Below are 24,123 nucleotides of genomic sequence, written 5' to 3'. Positions count from 1 at the left end.
GCAAAGTCTGATCGCGCGATCGGGTTATCGCGCGATCCCGAGCCGCGCCTTCGCTTCGTCGTACTCGCTTTTCAGGCGCGCGACCAGTTCCGCCACCGACGGCACATCGTCCATCAGCCCGACGCCCTGGCCCGCGCCCCAGATGTCCTTCCACGCCTTGGTCTTGTCGCCGCCGAAGTTCATCGCCGATTTATCCGATTCGGGCAGCGCGTCCGGGTCGAGCCCCGCGTTGACGATGCTCTCGCGGATGTAGTTGCCGTGCACGCCCGTGAACAGGTTCGTGTAGACGATGTCGGCGGCCTTGGCGCCCAGGATCGCGTGCTTGTAGCCCTCCACCGCATGCGCTTCTTGGGTGGCGATAAAGCGCGTGCCCATGTAGGCGAGATCGGCGCCCATCGCCTGCGCGGCGAGGATCGAGCCGCCGTTGGCGATCGCGCCCGACAGCACGAGCGGGCCGTCGAACATGCGCCGCACTTCGCCCACCAGCGCGAACGGCGAGGTCGTGCCGGCATGCCCGCCCGCGCCCGCCGCCACGAGAATCAGCCCATCCACGCCCGCTTCGAGCGCCTTGCCCGCATGACGCAGATTGATGACGTCGTGCAGCACGATGCCGCCATAGCCATGCACGGCGTCGAGCAGTTCCTTCGGCGGCGCGCGCAGGCTGGTGATGAAGATCGGCACCTGATGTTTCACGCATACGCCGATGTCGTGCTCCAGGCGCGCATTCGACTGATGAACGATCTGGTTCACGGCGATCGGCCCGATCACGGCATCCGGGTTGGCGGCCTTGTGCGCCGCGAGTTGCGCCTGGATCTGCGTGAGCCATTCGTCGAGCAGTTCGGCGGGCCGCGCGTTGAGCGCCGGAAACGAACCGACGATCCCCGCCTTGCACTGCGCCAGCACGAGATCGGGATAGCTGACGATAAACATCGGCGAGGCGACGACGGGCAACGACAGGTTCTGCAGAACGGCAGGCAAGGCCATGAGCGGATCTCCTTGGGCACGCGGCGCGCGGCGCTGGTCGATGCAGGGCGGCGCGCCAGCCAGAATCGGTCAAAAACGGTCGTTCGATTATAGGCACGCTGTCGCCCGGGCCGGGTTCGAAGCGGATTCGAGGGAGTGTTCGGTTTCTAGCGCTACGAGCCCGAAACCACGCTTTGGGCTCGCGCACGCCTCATACAATGGCAGCAGACCAACAGGGACAAGAGAGAGACAAATCATGCCGTTTGAGGGATACACGCCTTTCACCGTCCGGACTGCGGGCGGCGTCGAGATCAACGGGATGCGCGGCGGCGAAGGCCCGCCGTTGCTGCTCCTGCATGGTCATCCGCAGACGCACATGATCTGGCATCGCTGCGCGGCGGATCTGGCGCAGCACTTCACCGTGATCGCCACCGATCTGCGCGGTTACGGCGATTCGTCGAAACCGGCCAGCGACGCGAGCCACGCCGCGTACTCGAAACGCGCAATGGCCGCCGATCAGGTCGAGGTCATGCGCCACTTCGGCTTCGAACGCTTCCTGGTGTGCGCGCATGATCGCGGCGCGCGCGTGGCGCATCGCATGGCGCTCGATCATGCGGAGGCTGTCGAACGGCTGATGCTGCTCGATATCGCGCCCACGCTCGCCATGTACGAGCAGACCGACCGCGAATTCGCCACGCTCTATTTTCACTGGTTCCTGCTGATCCAGCCCGAGCCGCTGCCCGAAGCGCTGATCGGCGCGAATCCCGATGCCTATATCGAGCGCGTGATGGGCAGCCGTCACGCGGGTCTGGCGCCGTTCGCCCCGAAGGCGCTGGGCGCGTATCGCGCGGCGCTGCGCCAGCCGGGCGCCGTGCACGCGATGTGCGAAGACTATCGCGCCTCCGCGACCATCGACCTCGAACACGATCGCGCCGATATCGAACGCGGCCATAAGGTCGGTTGCCCGTTGCGCGTGCTGTGGGGCGAGCATGGCGTGATTGAGCGCTGCTTCGATCCGCTGGCGGAATGGCGTAAGGTCGCGCGCGACGTGAGCGGCCGCGCGCTGGAATGTGGCCACTACATTCCCGAGGAAGCGCACGAAGCGCTGGTGGCCGAAATGCTGGCGTTCTTCGAAGCCACCGACGAGGCCACCGACGAAGCCACCGAGCGCTGAGCGCCGGTTCTACACGAGCGGCGGCAGACGGCGCGGCACCGGCGTCGATTTGACGATGGCGCTGCTCGTCTCCGCGCGCTCGGTGACCTTGTTGAGAATGTCGTCGAGTTGCTCGATCGAATGCAGATAGACGCGGGCGATAAAGCAGTCGTCGCCGGTCACCTTGTCGCATTCGATGAACTCGGGAATGCGCCGCAACATCTCCTCCACCAGATGCAACTGGCCCGGCAGCGGCTTTACGCGCACGATCGCCTGCAGCGTGTAGCCGAGCGCACGCGGGTCGATACGCACCGTGTAACCGCCGATCACGCCCTGCGCTTCGAGCCGGCGCATGCGCTCCGACGTGCTGGGCGCTGATAGCCCGATCTGCCGCGCCAATTCGCTCACGCTGGCGCGCGCATCTTCGGCGAGCGCCGCAAGCAGCGCGCGGTCGATTTCATCGAGTGCAGCGGGCGCGGATGTATTCGCACGTGTGTTCATAATTTCGCTCATCCAAAGGGCAGATTGCCTTCGATTCTAAGGCTATGAGAAGTTTCGGCCTTATTTTCGCCATGTATTCCGCCTTGCTCAGCCAGTAAACTGATTCGCAGATTCTTGCGAGGAAAATGCTCATGGCTTCCCCTGAAGTACGCCGCGGCGCGGGCGAAATGATCGTCGCGATGCTGATGTCCGGCACCATCGGCTGGCTCGTGGTGGCGTCGAAGCAGCCCGCGCTCAATGTCGTGTTCATGCGCTGCGTGCTGGGCGGCGCGACGCTGGCGCTGGTGTGCGCGGCGCTCGGGCATTATCGGCGGGCGTTGCTGCCGTGGCGCACACTCGGGCTCGCGATGCTGGGCGGCGCGGCCATCGTCGCGAACTGGGTGCTGCTGTTTGCGGCGTATTCGCGTGCGTCGATTTCCATGGCCACGGCCGTCTACAACACGCAGCCCTTCATGCTGGTCGGACTCGGCGCGCTGTTGCTGCGCGAACGCGTGAGCGCATCGACGATCGTGTGGCTCGCGCTGGCCTTCGTCGGCCTCGTGGGCGTGGTCGAGGTGCCGCCTGCCGTGCTCGCGGTGCCGGGCGAATATCTCGCGGGTGTGGCCTGCGCGGCGGGCGCGGCCTTCCTCTATGCGATCTCGGCGATCATCACGCGGCATCTGAAGGGCACGCCGCCGCATCTGCTCGCGCTCGTGCAACTGGGTTTCGGCGCGCTGGCGCTCGCGCCGTTCGTGCACTACGGCACGCTGCCCGATACGCCCGTGCACTGGGCGCAGATCGTCACGCTCGGCATCGTGCATACGGGCGTAATGTACGTGCTGCTGTACGGCGCGATCCAGAAACTGCCCACGGCGATGACGGGCGCGCTGTCCTTCATCTATCCGGTGATGGCGATCCTGGTGGACTGGTTCGCGTTCGGCCAGCGCCTGGCGTTGATCCAGATCGCAGGCGCGGCGCTGATCCTGCTCGCGGCGGCGGGCGTGAACCTCGGCTGGCGGATCGTGCCGCAGCGCGAGAAAGCGTCGACGGTTTAAGGCGGCGCGCCGCCCGCGCGAGCCGCATCGTTCGGAGACTGCCCGCATAATGGCGCGGATCTCAATGCACTCCGATCCGCCTGCGCATGTCCTCATCCGAACTCAGCCGCGACGAAGCCGAACTCATTCGCGCCAAGCGTCGCGCGCTTTTCCTGTTGATTGCGGCTGCCGTGGTGTTCGTCGTCACGGCGCTGTCGCCGCCGGGCGTGATCGTCGACGGCATCAAGGCCGTGAGCGAAGCCTCGATGGTGGGCGCGCTGGCCGACTGGTTCGCCGTGGTGGCGCTGTTCCGGCGCGTGCCGATTCCCTTCATCGCCGCGCGTACGGGCGTGATTCCGCGCAACAAGGATCGCATCGCGGACGAACTCGCCGTGTTCGTGCAGGAGAAGTTTCTCGACGTGAATTCGCTGGTCGGGCTGATCCGCCGGCACGATCCCGTCGAGCGTTTATCGGGCTGGCTGACCGCGCCGCAGAACGCGCAGCGGCTGGGCGATTACGCCGTGCGTCTGATGTCCGGCCTGCTCGGCCTCACCGACGACGCGCGCATCCAGGCTTTTATCCGCGACGGTCTGCACGCGGCGCTCGACAAGGTCGATCTCTCGAAGTCGGCGGGCGCGATGCTAGACACGCTCACGAAAGACGGCCGCCATCAGGAACTGCTCGACCGCATGCTCGATCAGCTTGGCTTGCTGCTGGCCGAGGAAAGTACGCGTGCGTTCGTGGCGTCGCGCATCGTCGATGGGCTCAAGGGCGAGTTTCCGAAGAGCGAGTGGATGCTGCCTTCCGAATGGCTCGGCGATAAGGGCGCGCGCGTGCTGGAGAGCGCGGTGAGCCGTCTGCTGCTGCAGGTGAGCGAGGATCGCGAACATCATCTGCGCCAGAAGTTCGACGAGGTGATGCAAAAGCTGATCCAGCAACTCAAGAGCGATCCGGCATTTTTGCGCAAGGGCGAGGAGCTGAAGGCGAGCCTGCGCGAAGGCAGCGCGCTCAACGATTACACGCGCGAGCTTTGGGACAGCCTGCGCGCCTGGCTGCGCGACGATCTCGACCAACCGGATTCGACGCTGCACGCGAAAGTGGCCGCCACCGGACACTGGCTGGGCGAAGCGCTCGCCGCCGACGCCGACCTGCGCGCCTCGCTCAACGGCCATCTGGAAGACGCCGCGCGTGCGATGGCGCCGGAGTTTTCGCGCTATCTCACGCATCACATCCGCGATACGGTGCGCAACTGGGACACGCGCGAAACGGCCCGCCTGATCGAGCTGAAGATCGGCAAGGACTTGCAGGAAATCCGCGTGAACGGGACGGTGATTGGCGGCACGATCGGGCTTGGGCTCTATCTGTGCTCGCATCTGTTCGAATGGTTGCGCCTGCAACTCGGCATGTGAGCCGTAGTTCATGCATGCGATATAGATTCGGATCGCGAAGTAATTCGGGTGATTTTCGGGCGGCTGGGAGGGCGCTGCGCACCGTCGTCAGTCTGTAGGGAAATCACCGATGCGACGTGCAATCGCGCGCGAGTATGATCGGCTCACACGTTTGATCACGTCAGAGCAAGATACTCTCGCTCGTCCCCCAAAAAGGACGAGCGTTTTTTTATTCAGGCGCTTCGATGCGGTCTTCGCGCAGCACCAGCGCGCCGCTCTTCGCCAGTTCGCCGGTCAGCTCGCGCAGCAGCGCGGGCCACGCACTTTGAGGCGCGAGTTGCTGCGCCGCCGCGTGCAGCGCCGAGGCTTCGGCCAGCATCGTTTCCAGCGCAGCCAAACCCAGCGTGCGCACCTCCAGCAGCTTGAACACGATCAGCACCTTGAGCGCGTTCTTCGCGTTGCGAGCGGGATCGGCGCGCAGCCAGGCAAGCCGCGAATACGCCCGTTCGAGCGCCGCATCCACGTTGGCGAACGGCTGGCCGTGACCCGGAATCACCGTGGCCACGTCTAGCTGCGCGATAGCGTCCAGCACCGCCTGTTGCTCCGCAAAACCGCTTTCGCCTTCGAGTTCCGGGAAGATCACGCCGAAGCCATGCTCCCAGAGCGCATCGGCGCTGATCAGCACGCGCGGTTCGGGCGCGTAGAGCATCAGCGAATCGGGATCATGGCCCGGTGCGCCGATCACGTCCCAGTCGAAGCCCCCCATCGTCAAGCGTGCGCCGGGCGCCAGCGTGCCCGTGAAGCCGAAGCGATCGCAGGTCTGCGCCGTCGCGCGAAAGCTGAGCCGAGCTTCGTCCCACTCGCGCACGGCGCGCGCGCTGGCGGCCGGGATCAGCGTGTCGCACGGCCATTGCGCCTGCAGTTGCGCATTGCCGCCGCAATGATCCGAATGCAGATGCGTGTTGATTATCGTGTCGAGCGCGCGGCCCGCGAGCGCATGCTGCACGAGCGCGACGGTTTGCGCCGCGTGCGTGGCGTAACCGGTATCGACCAGCGCGCTACGTTCGCGATCGACCAGCAGCACGTTGTTCGACGAAAGCCAGCCGCGCTCGAATACGCGTATCGACGCAGGTAATCCAGGCAGCGTGGCTTCGCTCATGGCGCCGCGCCTTCGGAAGCCTGCGGCTTCGGCATCACGAGTATGGTCGAATGGCCGACGATCAGCGTCTCGCCGTGCTGGTTCTTCGCGGTGCCGTCGAGCTTCACGAGATCGCCGTTCAGGCTCGCTTTCCAGTGCGCCGCCACCACATGCCATTCGAAGGTGATGACGTCGTGCGCCTGCGCGGCGCGCTTGAGCTTCATGTCGAATTCCAGGCCGAGCGGCTGCGCGTACTGCGAAAAATGCGTCGCGAGCAGCGCCATGAAGTGCGCGGTGGGCTGCGTGCCCGAAGCGATCAAACCGCCGAAGCGGCTTTGCTCCGCATACGCATCGTCATGATGAAGCGGGTTCATGTCGTTCACGAGCGTGGCGAACGCTTTCACCGAAGCGGGCGAGAGCGCGAGCGTGTCGCTGAACGCCTCGCCGATCTTCACGACGCGAGCCGGTGCCGTCATTGCACGCGTCCCGGCAAGGCATCGCGATGCGTGATCCAGTTCGCGTGCCGTAGCTCGATCGCATCCCATACGGCGCGCTTCGCTTCATCGTCGAGCGTGGACCAGGACGCGATCTCGTCAATGGTGCGCAGGCAGCCTTCGCACAGGCCGCTCGCTTCGTTCATGCGGCAAATGTTGATGCAGGGCGAAGGCGTGCTCATGCTTCACGCAGCGCGACGTCCACCACGGGCGCGCCGGTCATGGCCGCGAGTTCCTGCGGCGACAGATTGAACACCGCATGCGGATGGCCCGCCGCCGCCCAGAGACTGTCGAGCGCGAACAGATCGGCGTCGATCAGCGTGACGGGGCGTGTGGCGTGGCCGATCGGGCACACGCCGCCAATCGCATAGCCGGTCATTTCGCGCACGAATTTCGCGTCGGCGCGGCCGATTTCACCCACATGCGCCTCGACCTTTTTCTCGTCGACGCGATTTGCGCCGCTCGCGATCACCAGCACGGGCGCGTCGTCCTTGCGGCGGCGAAACAGGATCGACTTGGCGATCTGCGCGACTTCGCAGCCGAGTCCCGCAGCTGCTTCCGCCGAAGTCTTGCCGGTTTCCGGCAGCAGCACGACCGGCTTCGCATGACCGTGATCGAGCAGCAATTGCGCCACGCGTCGCGCCGATTCGGGCAGCGCTTCGATACCGTCTTTTTCGGAATTGATCAGGGTGTCCGTCATTGTATGGATTCCTTCGTACTGCGATTCAAGGTCGATCAGGCGCAAGCGATGGCGTTCTGCTGTTTCGCGAGCAGCGCCTTGCCCGCGCGCGACACATTGGCGCGGCCAATCGTGCGCGAGATGAAATCGCCGGCGGCCACCACCTGGTCGAGATCGATGCCCGTGTGTATGCCCAGGCCGTTCATCAGATAGAGCACGTCTTCGGTCGCCACATTGCCGGTCGCGCCCTTCGCATACGGACAGCCGCCCAGACCCGCCACCGAAGCGTGAAAGATCGTGATGCCTTCTTCGAGCGCCGCATAGATATTCGCCAGCGCCTGACCGTAGGTATCGTGGAAGTGGCCCGAAAGCCGTTCGCGCGCAAACACCTTCGTAACCGCTTCGAATACTTCGTGCACGCGCTTGGCCGTGCCTACGCCGATGGTATCGGCGATATCGATTTCGTCGCAGCCGAGCGCGGCGAAGCGCTGCACCACGTCCACCACCGATTCCACCGGCACATCGCCCTGATACGGGCAGCCGAGCGCGCACGACACGCTGCCGCGAATGCGCACGCCATTGGCTTTCGCCGCTTCGGCCACGGGCGCGAAACGCTCGATGCTTTCGGCGATCGAGCAATTGATGTTCTTCTGCGAAAACGCTTCGCTGGCGGCGCCGAAGATCACGATTTCATCGGCGCGGGCGGCGAGCGCGCCTTCGAAACCGCGCAGGTTCGGCGTGAGCGCGGAATAGATCGTGCCTGCGCGGCGCGCGATGCCGTCCATCACCTGCGCGCCGTCGGCCATCTGCGGCACCCATTTCGGCGAGACGAACGACGCCGCTTCGATATTCGCGAAACCGGCTTGCGTGAGGCGATCGATCAGTTCGATCTTCACGGCGGTCGGCACGAAATCCTTTTCGTTCTGCAGGCCGTCGCGCGGGCCGACTTCGACGATTTTTACCGCGCCGGGAAGGGTGTTTGCTGCCATGTCTGTCTCCGTTTTTTTGGCGCGACTCGCGGCTCAATAACCGCGCTTGACGTGCACCACGCCGCTCACGGTTTCGCCGCGCGCGAGCGCTTCGATCTTGTCCGCGATCTGCGAGATCGCTTCGTCGCGCAAGGTGAGCGCCGAGCTATGCGGCGTGATCGTGATACGCGGCTCCTGCCAGAAGGGATGATCCTGTGGCAGCGGTTCGGTGCGGAACACGTCGAGCGTGGCGGCCGCGAGCGAGCCGTTCGCCAGCGCGTCGAGCAGATCCTGTTCGACCAGATGCGTGCCGCGCGCGACGTTCACGAGATACGCGCCGCGCGCGAGCTTGCCGAAGGTCTGCGCGTTCAGCACATCTTCGGTGTCGGGCGTGGCGGGCAGCAGGTTCACGAGCACTTTCACGTCGTCGAGAAAGGCGTCGAACGACGGGCCGTGCAACTCGCCCGAGAAGGTTTCGATACCGTCGATGGTTTTCGCGCTGCGCGAGAAACCGCGCACCGGCACGCCGAGCGACGCGACCGCGCGCGCGACCTGCGCACCGAGCACGCCCAGGCCGAGCACGCCCACCGTGAAGGTTTCGTGCGGATGCGGCGCGAGCACATGCCATTCGCGGCGCGCCTGTTGCAGTGCGTAATCGTCGAAGCGGCGCAGATAGCGCAGTACCGCGTGCTGCACGTATTCGGCCATTTGCGGCGCCATGCCCGAATCTTCGAGACGCACGAGTTGTGCGTCCGGCGGCAGGGTGCCGGGATGCTCGCGTTCGAGCGCGAGGATCGCATCGACGCCCGCGCCCAGGTTGAACACCGCGCGCAGCCCGCGCGGCGCGGCAAACAGTTCGCGCGGCGGATGCCAGACGACGGCGAAATCCGCGGGGGCGTCGTCGCCCGGTTGCCATTCGCGCAGATCCGCGCCGGGCAGGGCGCGCGCGAGGCCGGCGAGCCAGGCGGAGGCATCGGCCTGCGGGAGCCAGAACAGAATTTTCATCGTGCTACGTTTCCCTCGAAATCGCTGAACGAAGTCCGTCTCAAACAAGCTCACATTCTACTTTTTGAAACCGTAAGCTGCGGCGCTTTCTCGGCGTGAAACGCTGCCCGCCTGCGCCGCACTGCACCATCGGCGGTCCGCGAAAAAGCAAAGCAAAAAAAATTGGTTCGGCGCGCGCGCGGTGCGGACCACAATCCCTTCACGATCCGTCGATACGAGGAAAAAATCATGCTTTCGTGCGCCCAATCACGCTGGCCGCCGCGACTCGTCACCGTGCCGGGCCTGCACGGCAGCGACGGCGCGCATTGGCAGAGCTGGCTCGAGCGCCAGTTTCCGCGTTCGCTGCGCGTCGAACAGGACGACTGGGACGCGCCCGATCTGGCGATCTGGAGCCGCGCGCTGGCGCAGCGGCTCGCGCGCGAACGCGGGCCGTTCCTGCTCGCGGCGCACAGCTTCGGCTGCCTCGTGACGGCGTATGCGCTGGAAAACGGCTTGTTGAGCGCCGATGTGGCCGGCGTGCTGTTCGTCGCGCCCGCGAGCCCGGAGAAGTTTCGCTTTGCCGGACCGTTCGAGGCGCGCCGCCTGAACGTGCCGTCGATTCTGATCGGCAGCGAAACCGATCCGTGGATGTCGCTCGAAGGCGCGCAGCGTCTTGCGCAGCAACTGGGCAGCGCATTCGTGAACCTGGGCGACGCCGGGCATATCAACACGGCGGCAGGCTTCGGGCCGTGGCCGCGCGCGAAGTATTTCGTCGATACGCTCGTGCAATGCGAAGCGCCGCGGCGTCTGCGCGAAGAAGACGCCGATGCAGCGCACGCAAGCGCCGCGCTCGACATCGAAGCGCGGCTCAAGTACGCCTGAGCGATTGAGCCGCTGTGTGCCGATCCGTGTGCCGATCAATGCGCCGATCAGTGCGGCTTCGCGCCACGCAGCAGTCGCGCGGTATGCAGCGCGATCATGCCTTCTTCGTCGGTACGAACGGCGAACACCGGCACGCGGCTGTCGTGCGCGGCCACGCGTTCCTTGCCCGCCTCGTTGGCCGCCGTATCGAGCGTCACGCCGAATAGCGGCGCAAGACGCTCGCACACCTGCGCGCGAATCTGCGGCGCGTGTTCGCCGATCCCGGCGGTGAACACCAGCGCATCCAGCCCGCCGAGCACGACCGCGAGCTTGCCCACTTCCTGCGCAATGCGATACGTGTAGAAGTCGATGGCGAGCTTCGCCTGCGCGCTGTCGCTCTTCAGCAGTTCGCGCATATCGCTGCTCACACCCGAGAGCCCCTTGAGGCCCGAGTCGTGATACAGCAGCTTCTCGATTTCGTCGTGGCCCATGCCGCGTTCCATCATCCACAGCACCGCGCCCGCGTCGAGCGCGCCGCAGCGCGTGCCCATCGGCAGGCCGTCGAGCGCGGTGAGACCCATGGTCGTTTCGACGCTCTGGCCGTCTTTCATCGCACACAGGCTCGCGCCATTGCCCAGATGCGCGACCACGACACGTCCGCGCGCGATATCGGGCGCAACGGCGTGCAGATGATGCGCGATGTATTCGTACGAGAGGCCATGAAAGCCGTATCGGCGTATGCCTTGCTCGTAGTAGTGATAGGGCAGCGCGAATAGCTGCGCCATGACGTCGTTGCCCGCGTGAAACGCCGTATCGAAACAGGCCACTTGCGGCAGTTCGGGCGCGGCGATACGCACCGCGCGGATCGCCGCGAGATTGTGCGGCTGATGCAGCGGCGCGAGCGGCGTGAGCGAATCGAGTTCTTCGATCACCTGATCGTCGATCAGCACCGCGTCCCTGAAGTGCGCGCCGCCATGCACGACCCGGTGGCCGATCGCCGCGGGCGGCGTGTCGCGCAAACCCACCGCGAGCACGAGACGCAGCAGACGGAACGCGGCGTCGTGATCGGCGACCTGCGCGACCGGGAATTTTTCATCGACGATCAGGCGGCCGTCGGCCATATGCGCTTCCACGCGCGGCGCCACGCCGATGCCTTCGATCTGCCCGCCCGCGCCATGAATCGCGCGCAGGCCGCCTTCCGCGTGTGCATCGTCGATCACGCGATACACCGAGCACTTGATGCTCGACGAACCCGCGTTCACGACCAGCACGATCTGGCCTTCGCCGCCGTTCGGATGGTGATGCTGGGCCGATGCGTGCGCATTATCGACGCTCATTTACAGCACCTCCGCGTTCTGGCGCGCGCGCCGCGCATGCGCGAGCAGCACGGCAATCGCGCAACTGCCGATGCGCGAGCGCACGGTATCGGCGCGGCTCGTGAGGATGATGGGCACGCGCGCGCCCAGCACGATGCCGGCGGATTCCGCGCCCGCGAGAAACGTCAACTGCTTGGCGAGCATGTTGCCCGCTTCGAGATCGGGCACGAGCAGGATGTCGGGATCGCCCGCGACCGGCGAATGAATGTGCTTGATGCGCGCGGCTTCGGTGCTGATGGCATTGTCGAAGGCGAGCGGCCCGTCGAGCAGGCCGCCTTCGATCTGGCCGCGATCGGCCATCTTGCACAGCGCGGCGGCGTCGATCGTCGAAGGCATCTTGTCCGAGACCGTTTCGACCGCCGCGAGGATCGCCACCTTCGGCGTGGCGATGCCCAGCGCCTGCACGAGATCGATGGCGTTGCGCACGATGTCGGCTTTATCGGCGAGCTTGGGGAAGATGTTGACGGCGGCGTCGGTGATGAAGAGCGGCTTGTGATAGTTGGGCACGTCCATCGCGAATACGTGCGAGAGACGCCGTTCCGTGCGCAGGCCGTTGGTGCCCGAGGCGACTTCGTGCAGCAGTTCGTCGGTGTGCAGGCTGCCCTTCATCAGCAGTTCGGCTTCGCCCGCGCGCACCGCATGCACGGCGAGTTCGGCGGACGCATGGCTGTGCGGCGCATCGACGATCCGGACGTTGTCGAGCGAGAGGTTCGCTTCCTGCGCCACCGAGCGGATCTTCGCTTCGGGGCCGACGAGGATCGGCGCAATCAGGCCGAGATTCGCGGCGTCGAGCGCGCCCGTGAGCGACGAGACATCGCAGGGATGAGCGACGGCCGTGGGCACGGGCGGCAGACCCGCGCAGCGCGCCAGCAGGACCGAATATTTGTCGGGCGTTGCAGTCATTTCAGGCTCCACGCAAAAGCATGTTCGACCACGAATGTGACGAGGGCGTCGTTCCCTTTCGCGCCGCGATTGTTGCGCCGCGCAAAGCGCCAATAGTGTAGTCCAGCGTGCGGGAGACAGCGCGTAAAGTGCGCGCGGTGCGCCGGTTCGATGCAGTGCGCATGGTAGCGCGCCGCTCGCGCGCGGCTTGTGCAGCAAAGCGCCGCGCCCATCGACATGTTTCTGTCACGGCGTGTTCACGCCACGGCGCGATCATGACGCAACCGTGACTTCGCAGCGTGATCCGGCCCGCCTTGACTTTCGGCACGGCGCTGCCTAGATTGGACTTTTGCAGTGCAGCATGACTGCCGCGTGCGCACGCCCGTGTATCGGGCCTCATCGATGCGCAGTCTGGGCGCGCGCCAATCACGCTGCATGACGCCACCCGCCGCACCGTATGCGCCGCCCGCCAGGCCCGCTGGCCGCAGGCCGCGCGCACCCGTCAAAGGAGATTCGTGTCGTGGCAGTTTCCGCCCTTTCCACCGTTTCGCCCGCAACTTCCTCTTCCTCCGCGCCTGCCGATCCGGCCTCCACGTTCTGGCCCTTCTGGCCGCTCAAGCCGCTTGCCTCGCTCTCCGCATTCCAGACCTTGCCGCCGTTCCAGCCCATCGCCGATGCTTTTGCCGAATCGGCCGAAGCCGCGCAATCGGCGTTGAGCAATGTGCTGGGCAACGCGTGGCAATCGGCATTCACGCAGGCCGCCGCGCCGTTCAGCGGCTTCGCGCTCACGCGCGCAGCGGGCGCCGCCGCCACGTTGCCCGCCGCGCCGAAACTGCCCGCGGCCGCGCCCGCCGCGATCCAGCCGCTGTTCGATTACCTGTTCGACGCGTGGCAGCGCAGCGTGCTGTTTCTCGACGTGCTGCGCGAGCGCGGCAACCAGACCTATATGCACGAGAAGGCGGGCATGCCGCCGGTGCTCGCGTTCGACTACGACGTGATCGTCGATGGCCGCGAGCTCGACGATCCGTGCAATTACGCACTCCTGCGCATCAAGCCGGAGCCGGGCGTCGAAACCGATGCGCGCATGCGTCCGTTCGTGGTGATCGATCCGCGTGCGGGCCACGGTCCCGGCATTGCGGGCTTCAAGATGGACAGCGAAGTGGGCATCGCGCTGCGCAAGGGTCATCCTTGCTACTTCGTGACCTTCTTCCCGGTGCCGACCGAAACGCAGACGATCGAATCGGTCGGCAAGGCCGAAGCCGTATTCCTGCGCAAAGTGCGCGAAATGCACGCCGACGCCGATGGCCTGCCGTTCGTGATCGGCAACTGCCAGGGCGGCTGGGCGGCGGCGCTGCTCGCGGCTTCCGCGCCTTCGCTGGTGGGTCCGTTGATGCTGGCCGGCTCGCCGCTCTCGTACTGGGCCGGTGTGATCGGCAAGAACCCGATGCGTTATTCGGGCGGCATGCTGGGCGGTTCGTGGGCGTCGTCGCTGGCTGCCGATCTGGGCGATGGCCACTTCGACGGCGCGCATCTGGTCACCAACTTCGAGAACCTCAATCCGTCGAACACGTTCTGGGGCAAGCTCTACAACCTCTACGCGAAAGTCGATACGGAGCGCGAGCGCTTCCTCGAATTCGAGCGCTGGTGGGGCGGCCATTTCCAGTTGAACCGCGCGGAAATCGACTGGATCGTGCAGAACCTGTTTGTCGGCAATCACCTGACGCGCAACGAGGTGTACGCGAAGAACGCGCGCGCGCCGGTCGATCTGCGCAACATCCGCACACCGATCATCGTGCTGGCTTCGTGGGGCGACAACATCACGCCGCCGCAACAGGCGCTCAACTGGATTCCCGATCTCTACGCGAGCGTGGATGAGATCGTCGCCAACGAACAGGTGATCGTCTATTGCCTGCATGACAAGGTCGGGCATCTGGGGATTTTCGTTTCGGCCAGCGTGGCGAATAAGGAGCACACCGAACTATTTTCGGCGCTCGATCTGATCGACGTGCTTTCGCCGGGCCTTTACGAAGCGAAGATCACCGATTCGACGCCGGAAGCGGGCCGTCTCGAAGCGCTCGAAGGGCGTTATGAAATCCGCTTCGAGCGCCGCACGATCGACGATGTGCTCGCGCTCGACGATGGCCGCGAAGACGAGCAGCCGTTCGAAGTCGTGCGCCGTTTCGCGGAGAACAATCAGCGTATTTACGATCTGTTCGTTTCGCCGGTCGTGCGCGGTTCGAGCAATGCACTGAGCGCGCATCTGTTGCGCGAGTCGCATCCGTCGCGCGTGGAGCGCAGCATGTTCAGCGACGCGAATCCGGCGCTGGGCGTGTTGCCGGCCATCGCTGAAATGGTGCGCGCGCATCGCAAACCCGCCGCGCCCGACAATCCGTTCACGCTGATGGAAAAGCAGGTCTCGGCCAGCATCGAAGGCGCGTGGGATGCGTATCGCGATGCGCGCGATGCGTGGGTCGAGCGCACGTTCTACAGCCTCTATACGGCGCCGTGGGTGCAGGCGTGGGTGGGCGTTGCGCCCAACACGCCGCTCGATCCAATTGCGCCGCCGCTATCGGCACTGCGCAAGGAACTCGCGCAGACGCGTCTGCGTGCGGCGCGCGCGCATCTGCATAGCGGTTCGCTGCTCGATGCGTTCATGCGCGTGCTGGCCTATCTCGCCGATGAAATGCATGTGGTGCAGTACCGCCCGTTCCAGCGCATGCGCGAACTCGGGCGCGAGTATCTGGGCGACCGGCAGCCGACCATCGCCGAACTCAAGGACGCGGCGCGCCGCCAGGGCGCGATCGTGCAACTCGACGCGCACGCGGCGATTGCGGCGCTGCCCGATCTCGTGCCGGATGCGCGCACGCGGCGCACCTTGATGGCGGTGGTGTATCAGGTCGCCACGGCGTACGAGCCGCTGGAAGGCGAGCGCGCGGAGCGTTTTGCCGAAGTGCAACGTGTGCTGGGCCTGGAACCTGGCAGCGAGAAGGACGCGCTGCCGCCGCCGCCGGGAAGCAGTGGGGCCGGTGGTTCGGGCGAGGCGGGCGGCGGTGGCGAGGGTTCGAAATCCGGCGCCGGTTCGCAAACGGCCGAGAGCGGTTCGCAGGGCGCGGCGGCATCGGCATCGGCTAAGCGCGTGGAAGAGGCTGCGCCGGTGCGAACGCGTGCGAAAGCTACCAACGCCACCAAGGCTGCTGTCGAGCCGGTTGTGGTCGAAAAGCCCAAGCGCGCTGCGCGTCCGGCTTCGTCGAAGGTGAAGGCTGCAGCCGCTGCGGCGGCGCATGCGGTGGCCGCACCCGAACCGAAAGCGCCTGCAAAGAAGGCGGCCGTGAAGGCGACGGCGGCACGCGGCGCACGCGCGACGAACGCGCCGTCGGCCACGCGCACGACGCGCGCGGCACCGGCGCGCCGCCGGGCATCGCGCGCGGGCGAGTGAGCGCATAAAGCGGTATCCGCGATGCAGACGCAGCGGCCCTGAGTGGTCGCTGCGTCGTGATCGTTATTCAATCATCGTAACCAGCGCAACGAGGTCAGCCATGCAGACTCCTCCCGACCGTCCGCTTGCCGGCATGCGCGCCCTGGTCACGGGCGTGGCGAACGCGGAATCGATCGCCTACGGCTGCGCGCGTGCGTTCGCCGAACTCGGCGCGGAACTCGCGCTCACCTATCTCAACGACAAGGCGAAGCCCTACGTCGAGCCGCTCGCGCAGGCGCTAGGCGCGAAAATGCTGCTGCCGCTCAATGTCGAAGACGACGTGCAACTCGAAGCCGTATTCGACGCGCTGCGCGAGCAGTGGGGCTCGCTCGACATCATGCTGCATTCGATCGCCTACGCGCCGAAGGCGGACTTGCAAGGCGGTCTCCTCGACTCATCGGCGCAAGGCTTTGCTTACGCGATGGATGTATCGTGTCATTCGTTCATTCGGATGGCTAAGCGATCGGTGCCGCTGATGAATCACGGCGGCACGCTGTTCGCCATGAGCTATGACGGCGCGAATCGCGTCGTGCCGAACTACAACCTGATGGGGCCGGTGAAGGCGGCGCTGGAAGCGTCATGCCGCTATCTGGCCTACGAGCTTGGGCCGCTCGGCATTCGCGTGCATGCGGTGTCGCCGGGGCCGCTCAAGACGCGTGCGGCGTCCGGCTTGGCCGACTTCGACCGCATGCTCGCCGATGCGGTCGAGCGCGCACCGCTCGGCGAACTGGTCGACATCATGGATGTGGGCTACGCCACCGCCTATCTGGCGACACGCTACGCCCGCCGTCTGACCGGCAATACGGTCTATGTCGACGGCGGCGCGCACATCATGGCGTAGCGCTTTACAACCCACTCGGACCGGCCGGTTACCAGCGGTGGTAACCGTCGTCACGGCGATTGTCCCAGCGGCGGTCGCCGCCCCAGCGATGATCGTCCCAATGGCGCTCGCGCCATTGATGTTCGTGCCAGCGGCGTTCCTGCCAACGGCGATCGTCGCGCCAATCCACATAGGTCGGACCGTAGGCCGGAGCCGGCGCGGCATAAACCGGCACAGGCGCGCCGACATTCAATCCCACTGAAACACCCGCCGTCGCGGTTTGCGAAATGGCGAGAATCGTTGCGCCCGCACCCAATGCGGCGATGAGTTTCTTGTTCATTCGAGCCTCCTGGCGTTCGATGAATGGACGACTCCAATCTAGCGTGCCGCGGCGGGCTGTAAATTACGAATCTGCAACAATGATCTCGACATGAAGCAGATCAGTAAGGGTTCGAAGACGTTCGAAAGTGTCATGCATCCCTATGTATTCAAGGCTGGGCGCGGGTTTGCGGGGATTCCGCGAAATCCCCGCGGGCGCGCGCTTTGAAGCAATTTTTTGCGCATTGCGGCAGTGCGTTACGAGTGGCTTTCATACAGAAAACGCAATAACCCGTAAATATCAGTAATAACAAGCGGCTCGCATGTAACCTTTGTAACGATCAAACACCCTAGACTCGCGCTTTAATGTGATGCGAAGCCGCCGGCTTCGCTTCGTTGCAAGGCAGAGCAATGGTTACCGAAGGCAACGCTACGCATTCGGCGCATGCAGATGTGCGCGAGCAGAGTGGCAGACAAGTTGCGTGTGCAACTAAATCGCCAATAAAACGTGTCGGCAACACGTTTTTCAAGTTGTTTTATCGCTATACGCATACGCGCGCGTGGCGACATAACGAACGTCTCGCGCATGGCGTGGCGCTCGATCGCGACGCAGCAGGGCGCCTCACGGGCATGCGCATTCGCGGGCGTAACATCGCGTGCGTGAACGATCTGCCCAATCTGCTTGCAGACACAAACGATGCAGCGCCCGAAACCCGCGAATGTCATTTGATCGCCACGGGTCCGTCGGTGAATGCCATCGATTACCAGGCACTGCCAATGGCACGCGTGCTCGGCGTGAATGGCGCGATTGCGCTGGCCGCGCAGCAAGGCGTGCGATTCGACTATTACTGCATTGTCGATACGGGTTTCGTGCGCAATCGGCCCGATCTGGTCGAGCGCGTGATCGACGAGCCGCTCACCTTGTTCGCCACGCCGATCGTGCTCTGGCATATCGCCGAGCGTTTCGGGATCGAGCGCATCCGTTGTCGCGTATTTTTGCTCGACGACATGTTGTTTCCCGCCGGCCGTCGCGCGCCCTTGCCGCGCGAATTGCGCGCGCTTTACGACCCGCGCTCGCTTGCGCTTTTCGATGCGCCGCAGCCGCTCGGTTTCAGTCTCGATGTGCGTCGCGGCGTATTCGACGGCCGCACGGTGGCGTACGCAGGCCTGCAGGTGCTGGCCGCGCTGGGTTTCAAGCGGCTTTATCTGCATGGCGTCGATCTGAGCGCCGCGAAACGCACGCCGCGTTTCTACGAATCGGCCACCGACATGCAGCCCAGTTATCTCGACGACAACTTCGCGGATTTCATCGAACCGTCGTTCCGTCATGCGGCTGCGCTGCTCGCACGGCGCGGCGTCGATGTGCGCAACCTCTCGCTGGACAGCGCGCTGGGCGACGATATTTTCCCCAAGCTGCGCTGGCAGACGCTCGTGCAGGCCGCCGCGAAGCGCGCGAGGGAAACGGGCCGCGCGCGGGCAGACGCGGATCTGCGCGAAGCCGCGCTGGCTTTCGCGTGAACGCCATGCGAGTCGTTCATCTTTCGAATACGCCGGTGGCGGGCAGTCCCGGCAACATCGTCGCGGCGCTCAACCGGCACACGGACATCGAAGCGCGCCACGTGGTTTTCAACACGCAGGCTTACGGCACGCGCACCTTTGCCGTCGATATCGACTGGCGCACGCAGCGCGACGAAGCGCTCGCGGCCATCGACGCCGCCGACGTCATCCATCTGCATCAGCATTTCGCCTTCGAAGAAACGTTCGGCGCCGATCTGCCGCGCCGCTTCGGCACGCGCAAGCTGATCCGCCAATACCACTCGGCGCCCGCGCTGTGGGCGAAGCACGATCGCGAACTGCTCACGCGCATCGTCACCGACCCGGTGCCGCAACTCGTGATCGCGCAGGGGCCCGAGCGCTACTATCCGTTCGCGCGCGTGGTGCCCAATCTCGTGCCGCTGCACGACGAACGCTATCGCCCCGCGCCGGAAGCCGATGACGGTCCGCCCATCGTCGTCTATGCGCCGAGCGGCGGCGCGAGCGCCTGGAAAAAACGCTGGGAGACCAAGGGTGCGCCGCAGACGCTGGCGCTGCTGCGCCGTCTCGAACGCAAGGGCCTGTGCCGCGTGCGCGCAATCGTGAACACGCCGCATGACGAATGCTTGCGCCTGAAGCAGCGCGCGGCGCTGGCTGTCGACGAATGCGTGACCGGCAACTATCACCTCAGCGGGCTCGAATCGCTGGCACAGGGCAAGCCGGTGGTCGGCCATCTGGATGCGCGCGTGCAGGCCCAATTGCGCGCGCTCACGGGCGCCGTGGAGCTGCCGTGGCTCGATGTGAGGCTGGAGGACGCGGAGCCCGTCCTGCGCTCGCTGCTGGGCGACAAACGGCTGCGCGACGAGATCGGCCAGGCGTCGCGCCGCTGGATGGAGACGTATTACGACGAAGCCACGCTCGTCGAGCATTATCGGCGTGCGTATTTCGATCTGTTCGAAGCGCCCGATAGTTTCGGCGTGGCGCGTTTCCAGTCGCACGCGGATCACTGGCGCGCCGTGGCGCTGCACGATCACGCCTGGGACGCGCGCCGGCGCGTGGGCACGCCATGGTGGCGTCAGGCCGCCGATGCGATCCGCAGCGCCGTGAAGGGCGTGCCGGTCCTGCGTTGAGCCGCGCACACCCATCTGCGCAGCAATGAAAAAGCCGGGACATGTCCCGGCCTTTTCGCTAACGAACGCAACGCGCTCTTATTACTGCACGCTCACCGCGCCAAAGTTCTGGCGGCCGAACGGACTGACCTGATAGCCGCTCACGTTGGTGCGCGTGATGGCCGAAGCGGTCGGATAGCCGAGCGGAATCCACAGCGCCTGATCGTGAATGATCTTCTGCGCGGCGTCGTAGAGCTTCGTGCGTTTCGCCTGATCGGCGCTCGCTTTGCCTTCGGTGATCAGCTTGTCGAGTTGCGGATCGCAGAAGCGCGCGAAGTTGATGCCCGATTGCACGGCATTGCAGCTAAAGAGCGGCGAGAGATAGTTGTCCGGATCGCCGTTATCGCCCGCCCAGCCCATGAAGAGCGTGTCGTGCTGGCCCTGCTTGGCTTCCTTGATCAGCTCGCCCCATTCGATCACCTTGATCTCCGCCTTCACGCCGATTTTCGCGAAATCGGCCTGCAGCAGTTCGGCGCCCGCGCGCGGGTTCGGATTGAGCACGCTGCCGTTCGGGCGCACCCAGATCGTCGTCGCGAAGCCGTTGGGCACGCCCGCTTCGGCGAGCAGTTGCTTCGCTTTGGCGATGTCATGCGGATACGCCTGGATCGACTTGTCGTAGCCCCAGGTGGTGGGCGGCCACGGGTTGGTCGCGGGCGTGGCGGTGTTGTCGAACACCGTCTTCAGATACGTCGTGCGGTCGAACGCGAGGTTCAGCGCCTGGCGCACCTTCGGATTGTCGAGCGGCTTCTTCTGCGTGTTGAGCGCGACGAAAGCGGTCATGAAAGCGGGCGTCTGCACGACCTTGAGCGCCTTGTCGGTCTTGGCATCGGCGACGTCCTGCGGCTTGGGCGAGAGCGCAATCTGGCATTCGCCGGCCTTGACCTTCTGCGCGCGCACGGCAGCGTCGGGCGTGATCGCGTAGATCAGGCGATCGACCTTGGGCTTCGGCCCCCAGTAGCTCGGGTTCGCGTCGTAGCGGATCACCGCGTCCCTGGTGTAGCTCTTGAGTGCGAACGGGCCGGTGCCCACGGGTTTGGCGTTCAGATCGACCTGCTTGCCCGCCTTGAGCAGTTGATCTGCGTATTCGGCCGAATAGATCGACGCGAAGCCCATCGAGAGGATCGGCAGGAAGGTGGCGTTCGGCTCGTTGAGCTCGAACCTGATCGTGTTCGCATCGACCTTCGTGACCGACTTCACGAACTTCGCGAGGCCCATCGACTGCGCGTGCGGGAAGCCGCTTGCGCCCGCTACCTTGTGCCACGGGTTGTTGTCGTCGAGCATGCGCTCGAAGGTGAAGACCACGTCGTCGGCGTTGAGCGTGCGCGTGGGCTTGAACCATTCGGTGGTCTGGAACTGCACGTTCGGGCGCAGATGGAAGGTGTAGGTGAGGCCGTCGCTGCTCACGTCCCACGATTGCGCAAGGGCGGGCACGACTTTTTTCTGCGCTTCGTCGTAGGACACCAGCGAGTTGAAGATCACGTCGGCGGAGGCGTTGGTCGTCACGAGCGAGTTGAACTGCACGACGTCGAAGCCGTCCGGGCTCGATTCCGTGCAGACCGTGAGCGGTTTCGCGAGCGCGGGCGTGGCCGCGCAGGCGAGGGCCGCGCAAAGCGCAGCGGCGAGCACGGGAGCGGGCGAGGTGAAGCGCATGGGATCTCCGTTGGTCCGTTTAGCCGGGTTTGGCGAGAGGTGACTGCGAAGGGCCGGGTTGCGCGCAGGCGGCTTCGGCGTGCCGCGCACGGGGCCCGATCCGGGAAAGCTTATCGAAGGGAAATTGCCCAGACAACAATTTAATCGGCATACCCATATAGGGTGCGATCGGGGCGGGGCGATTCAGGCGGAGCGTACGGCCTGAAAGCGATGCGCGGCGCATGAGAAGCGCCGCGCTGCGTGAAAACTACTTTACTGCTCGACCGTGCGCGGCTTGCGCGGCGCGCGTTCGAAAGCGCGGTCGTAGAGCCAGCGCGGCAGGGCGCCGAGCAGGCTCGCGACCACCCGCATCGGCCACGGAAACACCGCGAAAGTGGTGCCGCGCGCGATGGCGTCGGCGGCGCGGGCCGCGAAGCGGTCGGCGTCCATCAGGAAGGGCATGCGGTACGGGTTCTTCGCGGTCATCGGCGTGCGGATGTAGCCGGGCGCGATCGTCACGACCGGCACCTTGAACGGCCGCATTTCCACGCGCAGCGCTTCGAGATAGGCGAACGCCGCCGCCTTCGACGCGCTGTACGCGCCCGAGCCCGGCAGTCCGCGCACGCCCGCCACGCTCGCGATGCCGACCAGCGTGCCGCGCTTCGCTTCGGCCATCGCCTGCGCGAACGGCTCGAAGGTGGCGACCATGCCGAAGTAGTTGGTGTCCATCACGTCGCGGAACGTCGACAGTTCGCCGTGACCGGTGAGCGCGCCGCGGCTCACGCCGGCATTGGCGATCACCACGTCGGGCATGCCGTGTTCCGCCACGAAGGCGAGTGCCGCGGCGGCGAGCGCCTCGGCGTCGCGCACGTCGGCGCTATAGAGCGAGATGGGATGTTGCGGATGGGCCGCGCGAAACGCTTCGAGCGCTTCCGTGCGGCGTGCGACCAGTCCGAGGATGGCGCCGCGCCGCACGTACTCGGCGGCGAGGGCAGCGCCGATGCCGCTCGACGCGCCGGTGATGAAAACCTTCAGGGCTTGAGTCATACCGGCGCGCGCGCTCACATCTTCTTCGCGCGGATCTGCGAAACGATGAAGTCCATCACCTGCAGCGTGGCGGGTTCGGCCTTGTCTTCGGAAACCTGCATCAGCGCCGGGCCGGTTTCATACTTGCCCTGGATCGCGATGGTCGGCACGCCGTCGATCTTGTACGCGTCGAGCATGCCCTTGTCGCGTTGCAGCGCGCTTTGCGTCGAGAACGAGTTGTACGCGTCCATGTACTTTTTGGCGTCGACGCCTTGCGTCGCGAGGAACTTGGCCTGGTCTTCCGGCGTGAGCAGGTAGTTCTTGTTCACGTGGATTTCGTGGAACACGGCCGGCGTGAGCTTCTGTGCGAGGCCCAGCGCATCGAGCGCGTAGTACATCTTCGAATGCGGGACGAAATCGTCACGGAACGCGACCGGCACGCGCTTGAACACGACATCCGGGCCTTGCTTGGCGATCCAGCTTTCGAGGAACGGGTCGAATGCGTTGCAGTGCGGGCAGCCGTACCAGAAGAATTCGATCACTTCGATCTTGCCTGCGGGCACGTCGAGCGGCTGGGCCTGCTTGAGGACCGTGTATTCCTTGCCGGCCACGGGTGCGGCCGACGATGCGTGCGCCGCACCGGCGAGCATCGAGAGCGAGATCAGAAGCGTTCCGAGAATGCGTTTCATAGCGTGTTGTTCCAGTGAACAGGGCCGGCGGCGTCCGGCCAGGCTGCACGCCGGCGCGAGGCGCGCGGCGTGCGAATGTTGAGATTTGTGTCGAACGCGCGCGGCGTCCGGTCTTCGCGATTACTGCTTCGTGAAGCGGATGACGGCGGTATCGATCCCGGCATCTGACAGACGCTGACGGGTCGAGTTCATGTCGTCGAATTTCGAGAACGGCCCGATACGCACGCGGAAGTACGTGACGCCGCCTGCATCGCGCTGCGTGACCTTCGATTCGAAGCCCTGGAACGCGAGGCGCGCGCGCTGTTGTTCGGCATCGCCCGAGGTCTTGTACGCGCCCACCTGCAGGAAGTAGCCGGTGTTGGCGTCGCCCGCCGTCGGTGCGGCCGAACCCGGCTGCGCGGGCTTGGCGGCCGGCGCGGCGTTGTTGGCAGCGTTCGGCGTCTTGATCGGCTGATTGTTGGCGAACTGCTGGAGCGCCTGATTCGCCTGGCTCGACGGTTGTTGCTGCTGCGGCGGCTGCGGCTTTTTCGCGATGGTCGTGCCGGTGTCGCCGGTCGAGGGCTTCGGTGCGACCGCGACGCCGTTGTTCGCGGCTGCGTTGCCGTTATCGGCATTGCCCGGCGCGGTGTTGCCCGCATTGCCCGAAGGCGGCACTTCGACGATCTGCGGTTCGTCGAGCATGCCCGACGACTGCGACTGGTTCGTGGTTTGGCCCGGCGCCGTGTTGGGCGGCGTGCTCTGTGCGGCTTGCGGCGTGACCGGCTGGCCCGGCGACTTGCCCTGCAGCGGGCGATTCGGATCGAACTGCTCGCTCTGGCTGGCGTCGGAAGCGGCCGGCGGCGCGACCTTCGAGACGAACGGCGTGGGCGAGCGCGTGATGTAGAGCGCCACCACCACGGCGATCGCAAGGCCGACAATCAGGCCCAGCACGACGCCGAGAAACGTACCCCCGGACTGTTTCGACTGCGGTTTTATCGTGCGGCGCGCTTTTGCAATCGGTTGTGCCATCGTCTGAATCACCTGCAAACAAGAGTATTCCGGAATGGCGCGCCCAGGCGGGCACG

Annotated in this window: 23 protein-coding genes; 8 read left to right on the top strand and 15 right to left on the bottom strand. The window is 65.4% G+C overall.

Annotated elements, in window-relative coordinates:
- Positions 1-24 precede the first annotated feature (24 nt).
- Positions 25-984 (bottom strand): nitronate monooxygenase family protein, encoded by a 960-nt coding sequence (locus U5A67_RS08610; protein ID WP_321813729.1) that lies wholly within the window; start codon positions 982-984, stop codon positions 25-27.
- A gap of 235 nt (positions 985-1,219) precedes the next feature.
- Here U5A67_RS08610 and U5A67_RS08605 point away from each other — a divergent pair, with 235 nt between their 5' ends.
- The gene (locus U5A67_RS08605) at positions 1,220-2,137 is read left to right on the top strand and encodes an alpha/beta hydrolase (protein ID WP_321813728.1); all 918 of its coding nucleotides are present in this window, start codon (positions 1,220-1,222) and stop codon (positions 2,135-2,137) included.
- Between the two features lie 9 nt (positions 2,138-2,146).
- Here U5A67_RS08605 and U5A67_RS08600 read toward each other — a convergent pair whose 3' ends face one another.
- A complete protein-coding gene (locus U5A67_RS08600; RefSeq protein ID WP_321813727.1) occupies positions 2,147-2,617 on the bottom strand; it encodes an Lrp/AsnC family transcriptional regulator in 471 nt (156 codons plus the stop codon).
- A 131-nt stretch (positions 2,618-2,748) separates the two neighbouring features.
- Here U5A67_RS08600 and U5A67_RS08595 point away from each other — a divergent pair, with 131 nt between their 5' ends.
- A complete protein-coding gene (locus U5A67_RS08595) occupies positions 2,749-3,651 on the top strand; it encodes a DMT family transporter (protein WP_321813726.1) in 903 nt (300 codons plus the stop codon).
- 86 nt (positions 3,652-3,737) lie between these two features.
- Entirely contained in the window at positions 3,738-5,039 is a 1,302-nt protein-coding gene (locus tag U5A67_RS08590; protein WP_205982981.1) for a DUF445 domain-containing protein, read from the top strand.
- Between the two features lie 208 nt (positions 5,040-5,247).
- On the opposite strand, the gene U5A67_RS08585 is transcribed toward U5A67_RS08590, so the two are convergent.
- Genes U5A67_RS08585 through U5A67_RS08560 form a run of 6 tightly spaced genes read right to left on the bottom strand, consistent with a single transcriptional unit; the run spans position 5,248 to position 9,302 of the window.
- Positions 5,248-6,162, bottom strand: a complete 915-nt coding sequence (locus tag U5A67_RS08585; protein WP_321813881.1) for an MBL fold metallo-hydrolase — start codon at positions 6,160-6,162, stop codon at positions 5,248-5,250.
- An 11-nt stretch (positions 6,163-6,173) separates the two neighbouring features.
- Positions 6,174-6,632, bottom strand: coding sequence for a MaoC family dehydratase (locus tag U5A67_RS08580; RefSeq protein ID WP_321813725.1), 459 nt, complete (start codon positions 6,630-6,632; stop codon positions 6,174-6,176).
- Complete coding sequence (locus U5A67_RS08575) at positions 6,629-6,832, bottom strand: DUF1289 domain-containing protein (protein ID WP_321813724.1); 204 nt, start codon at positions 6,830-6,832, stop codon at positions 6,629-6,631. The genes U5A67_RS08580 and U5A67_RS08575 overlap by 4 nt, the downstream gene beginning before the upstream one ends.
- The gene (locus tag U5A67_RS08570; protein WP_205982978.1) at positions 6,829-7,350 is read right to left on the bottom strand and encodes a YbaK/EbsC family protein; all 522 of its coding nucleotides are present in this window, start codon (positions 7,348-7,350) and stop codon (positions 6,829-6,831) included. Before U5A67_RS08570 ends, U5A67_RS08575 begins: the two co-directional genes overlap by 4 nt.
- A 35-nt stretch (positions 7,351-7,385) precedes the next feature.
- The gene (locus U5A67_RS08565) at positions 7,386-8,318 is read right to left on the bottom strand and encodes a hydroxymethylglutaryl-CoA lyase (protein WP_321813723.1); all 933 of its coding nucleotides are present in this window, start codon (positions 8,316-8,318) and stop codon (positions 7,386-7,388) included.
- Positions 8,319-8,351: 33 nt separating this feature from the next.
- Positions 8,352-9,302: a glyoxylate/hydroxypyruvate reductase A gene (locus U5A67_RS08560; protein ID WP_321813722.1), complete on the bottom strand. Its 951-nt coding sequence runs from the start codon at positions 9,300-9,302 to the stop codon at positions 8,352-8,354.
- Between the two features lie 228 nt (positions 9,303-9,530).
- Here U5A67_RS08560 and U5A67_RS08555 point away from each other — a divergent pair, with 228 nt between their 5' ends.
- On the top strand, positions 9,531-10,163 hold the full coding sequence (locus U5A67_RS08555; protein ID WP_321813721.1) for an alpha/beta hydrolase: 633 nt from the start codon (positions 9,531-9,533) through the stop codon (positions 10,161-10,163).
- A gap of 47 nt (positions 10,164-10,210) precedes the next feature.
- Here U5A67_RS08555 and U5A67_RS08550 read toward each other — a convergent pair whose 3' ends face one another.
- Both U5A67_RS08550 and U5A67_RS08545 read right to left on the bottom strand, forming a co-directional pair.
- Complete coding sequence (locus U5A67_RS08550; protein WP_321813720.1) at positions 10,211-11,479, bottom strand: acetate/propionate family kinase; 1,269 nt, start codon at positions 11,477-11,479, stop codon at positions 10,211-10,213.
- Entirely contained in the window at positions 11,480-12,421 is a 942-nt protein-coding gene (locus U5A67_RS08545) for a bifunctional enoyl-CoA hydratase/phosphate acetyltransferase (RefSeq protein ID WP_205982973.1), read from the bottom strand.
- Positions 12,422-12,920: 499 nt separating this feature from the next.
- Here U5A67_RS08545 and U5A67_RS08540 point away from each other — a divergent pair, with 499 nt between their 5' ends.
- Positions 12,921-15,836 (top strand): DUF3141 domain-containing protein, encoded by a 2,916-nt coding sequence (locus U5A67_RS08540; protein ID WP_321813719.1) that lies wholly within the window; start codon positions 12,921-12,923, stop codon positions 15,834-15,836.
- A gap of 100 nt (positions 15,837-15,936) precedes the next feature.
- Positions 15,937-16,716: an enoyl-ACP reductase FabI gene (gene fabI / locus U5A67_RS08535; protein WP_321813718.1), complete on the top strand. Its 780-nt coding sequence runs from the start codon at positions 15,937-15,939 to the stop codon at positions 16,714-16,716.
- A gap of 28 nt (positions 16,717-16,744) precedes the next feature.
- Here fabI and U5A67_RS08530 read toward each other — a convergent pair whose 3' ends face one another.
- On the bottom strand, positions 16,745-17,035 hold the full coding sequence (locus U5A67_RS08530; RefSeq protein ID WP_321813717.1) for a hypothetical protein: 291 nt from the start codon (positions 17,033-17,035) through the stop codon (positions 16,745-16,747).
- Positions 17,036-17,544: 509 nt separating this feature from the next.
- Here U5A67_RS08530 and U5A67_RS08525 point away from each other — a divergent pair.
- Both U5A67_RS08525 and U5A67_RS08520 read left to right on the top strand, forming a co-directional pair.
- Positions 17,545-18,531, top strand: coding sequence for a hypothetical protein (locus U5A67_RS08525; protein WP_321813716.1), 987 nt, complete (start codon positions 17,545-17,547; stop codon positions 18,529-18,531).
- A gap of 5 nt (positions 18,532-18,536) precedes the next feature.
- Complete coding sequence (locus U5A67_RS08520) at positions 18,537-19,676, top strand: hypothetical protein (protein ID WP_321813715.1); 1,140 nt, start codon at positions 18,537-18,539, stop codon at positions 19,674-19,676.
- 81 nt (positions 19,677-19,757) lie between these two features.
- On the opposite strand, the gene U5A67_RS08515 is transcribed toward U5A67_RS08520, so the two are convergent.
- The 4 genes from U5A67_RS08515 to U5A67_RS08500 form a co-directional block, all read right to left on the bottom strand.
- Positions 19,758-21,365 (bottom strand): ABC transporter substrate-binding protein, encoded by a 1,608-nt coding sequence (locus U5A67_RS08515; RefSeq protein ID WP_321813714.1) that lies wholly within the window; start codon positions 21,363-21,365, stop codon positions 19,758-19,760.
- 252 nt (positions 21,366-21,617) lie between these two features.
- Positions 21,618-22,391: an SDR family oxidoreductase gene (locus U5A67_RS08510; protein WP_205984141.1), complete on the bottom strand. Its 774-nt coding sequence runs from the start codon at positions 22,389-22,391 to the stop codon at positions 21,618-21,620.
- 14 nt (positions 22,392-22,405) lie between these two features.
- Positions 22,406-23,059 carry a thiol:disulfide interchange protein DsbA/DsbL gene (locus U5A67_RS08505; RefSeq protein ID WP_205984140.1) on the bottom strand — a complete coding sequence of 218 codons (654 nt, stop codon included), beginning with the start codon at positions 23,057-23,059 and terminating at the stop codon, positions 22,406-22,408.
- Between the two features lie 120 nt (positions 23,060-23,179).
- A complete protein-coding gene (locus U5A67_RS08500) occupies positions 23,180-24,085 on the bottom strand; it encodes an SPOR domain-containing protein (protein ID WP_321813713.1) in 906 nt (301 codons plus the stop codon).
- Positions 24,086-24,123 lie beyond the last annotated feature (38 nt).

The sequence above is a fragment of the Paraburkholderia sp. J69-1 genome, assembly GCF_905220255.1.
In the GTDB taxonomy this organism is placed as follows: Bacteria; Pseudomonadota; Gammaproteobacteria; order Burkholderiales; family Burkholderiaceae; genus Paraburkholderia.
Note: the sequence above shows the minus strand (reverse complement) of the source record. Positions and strands in the feature narration are given on the sequence as shown.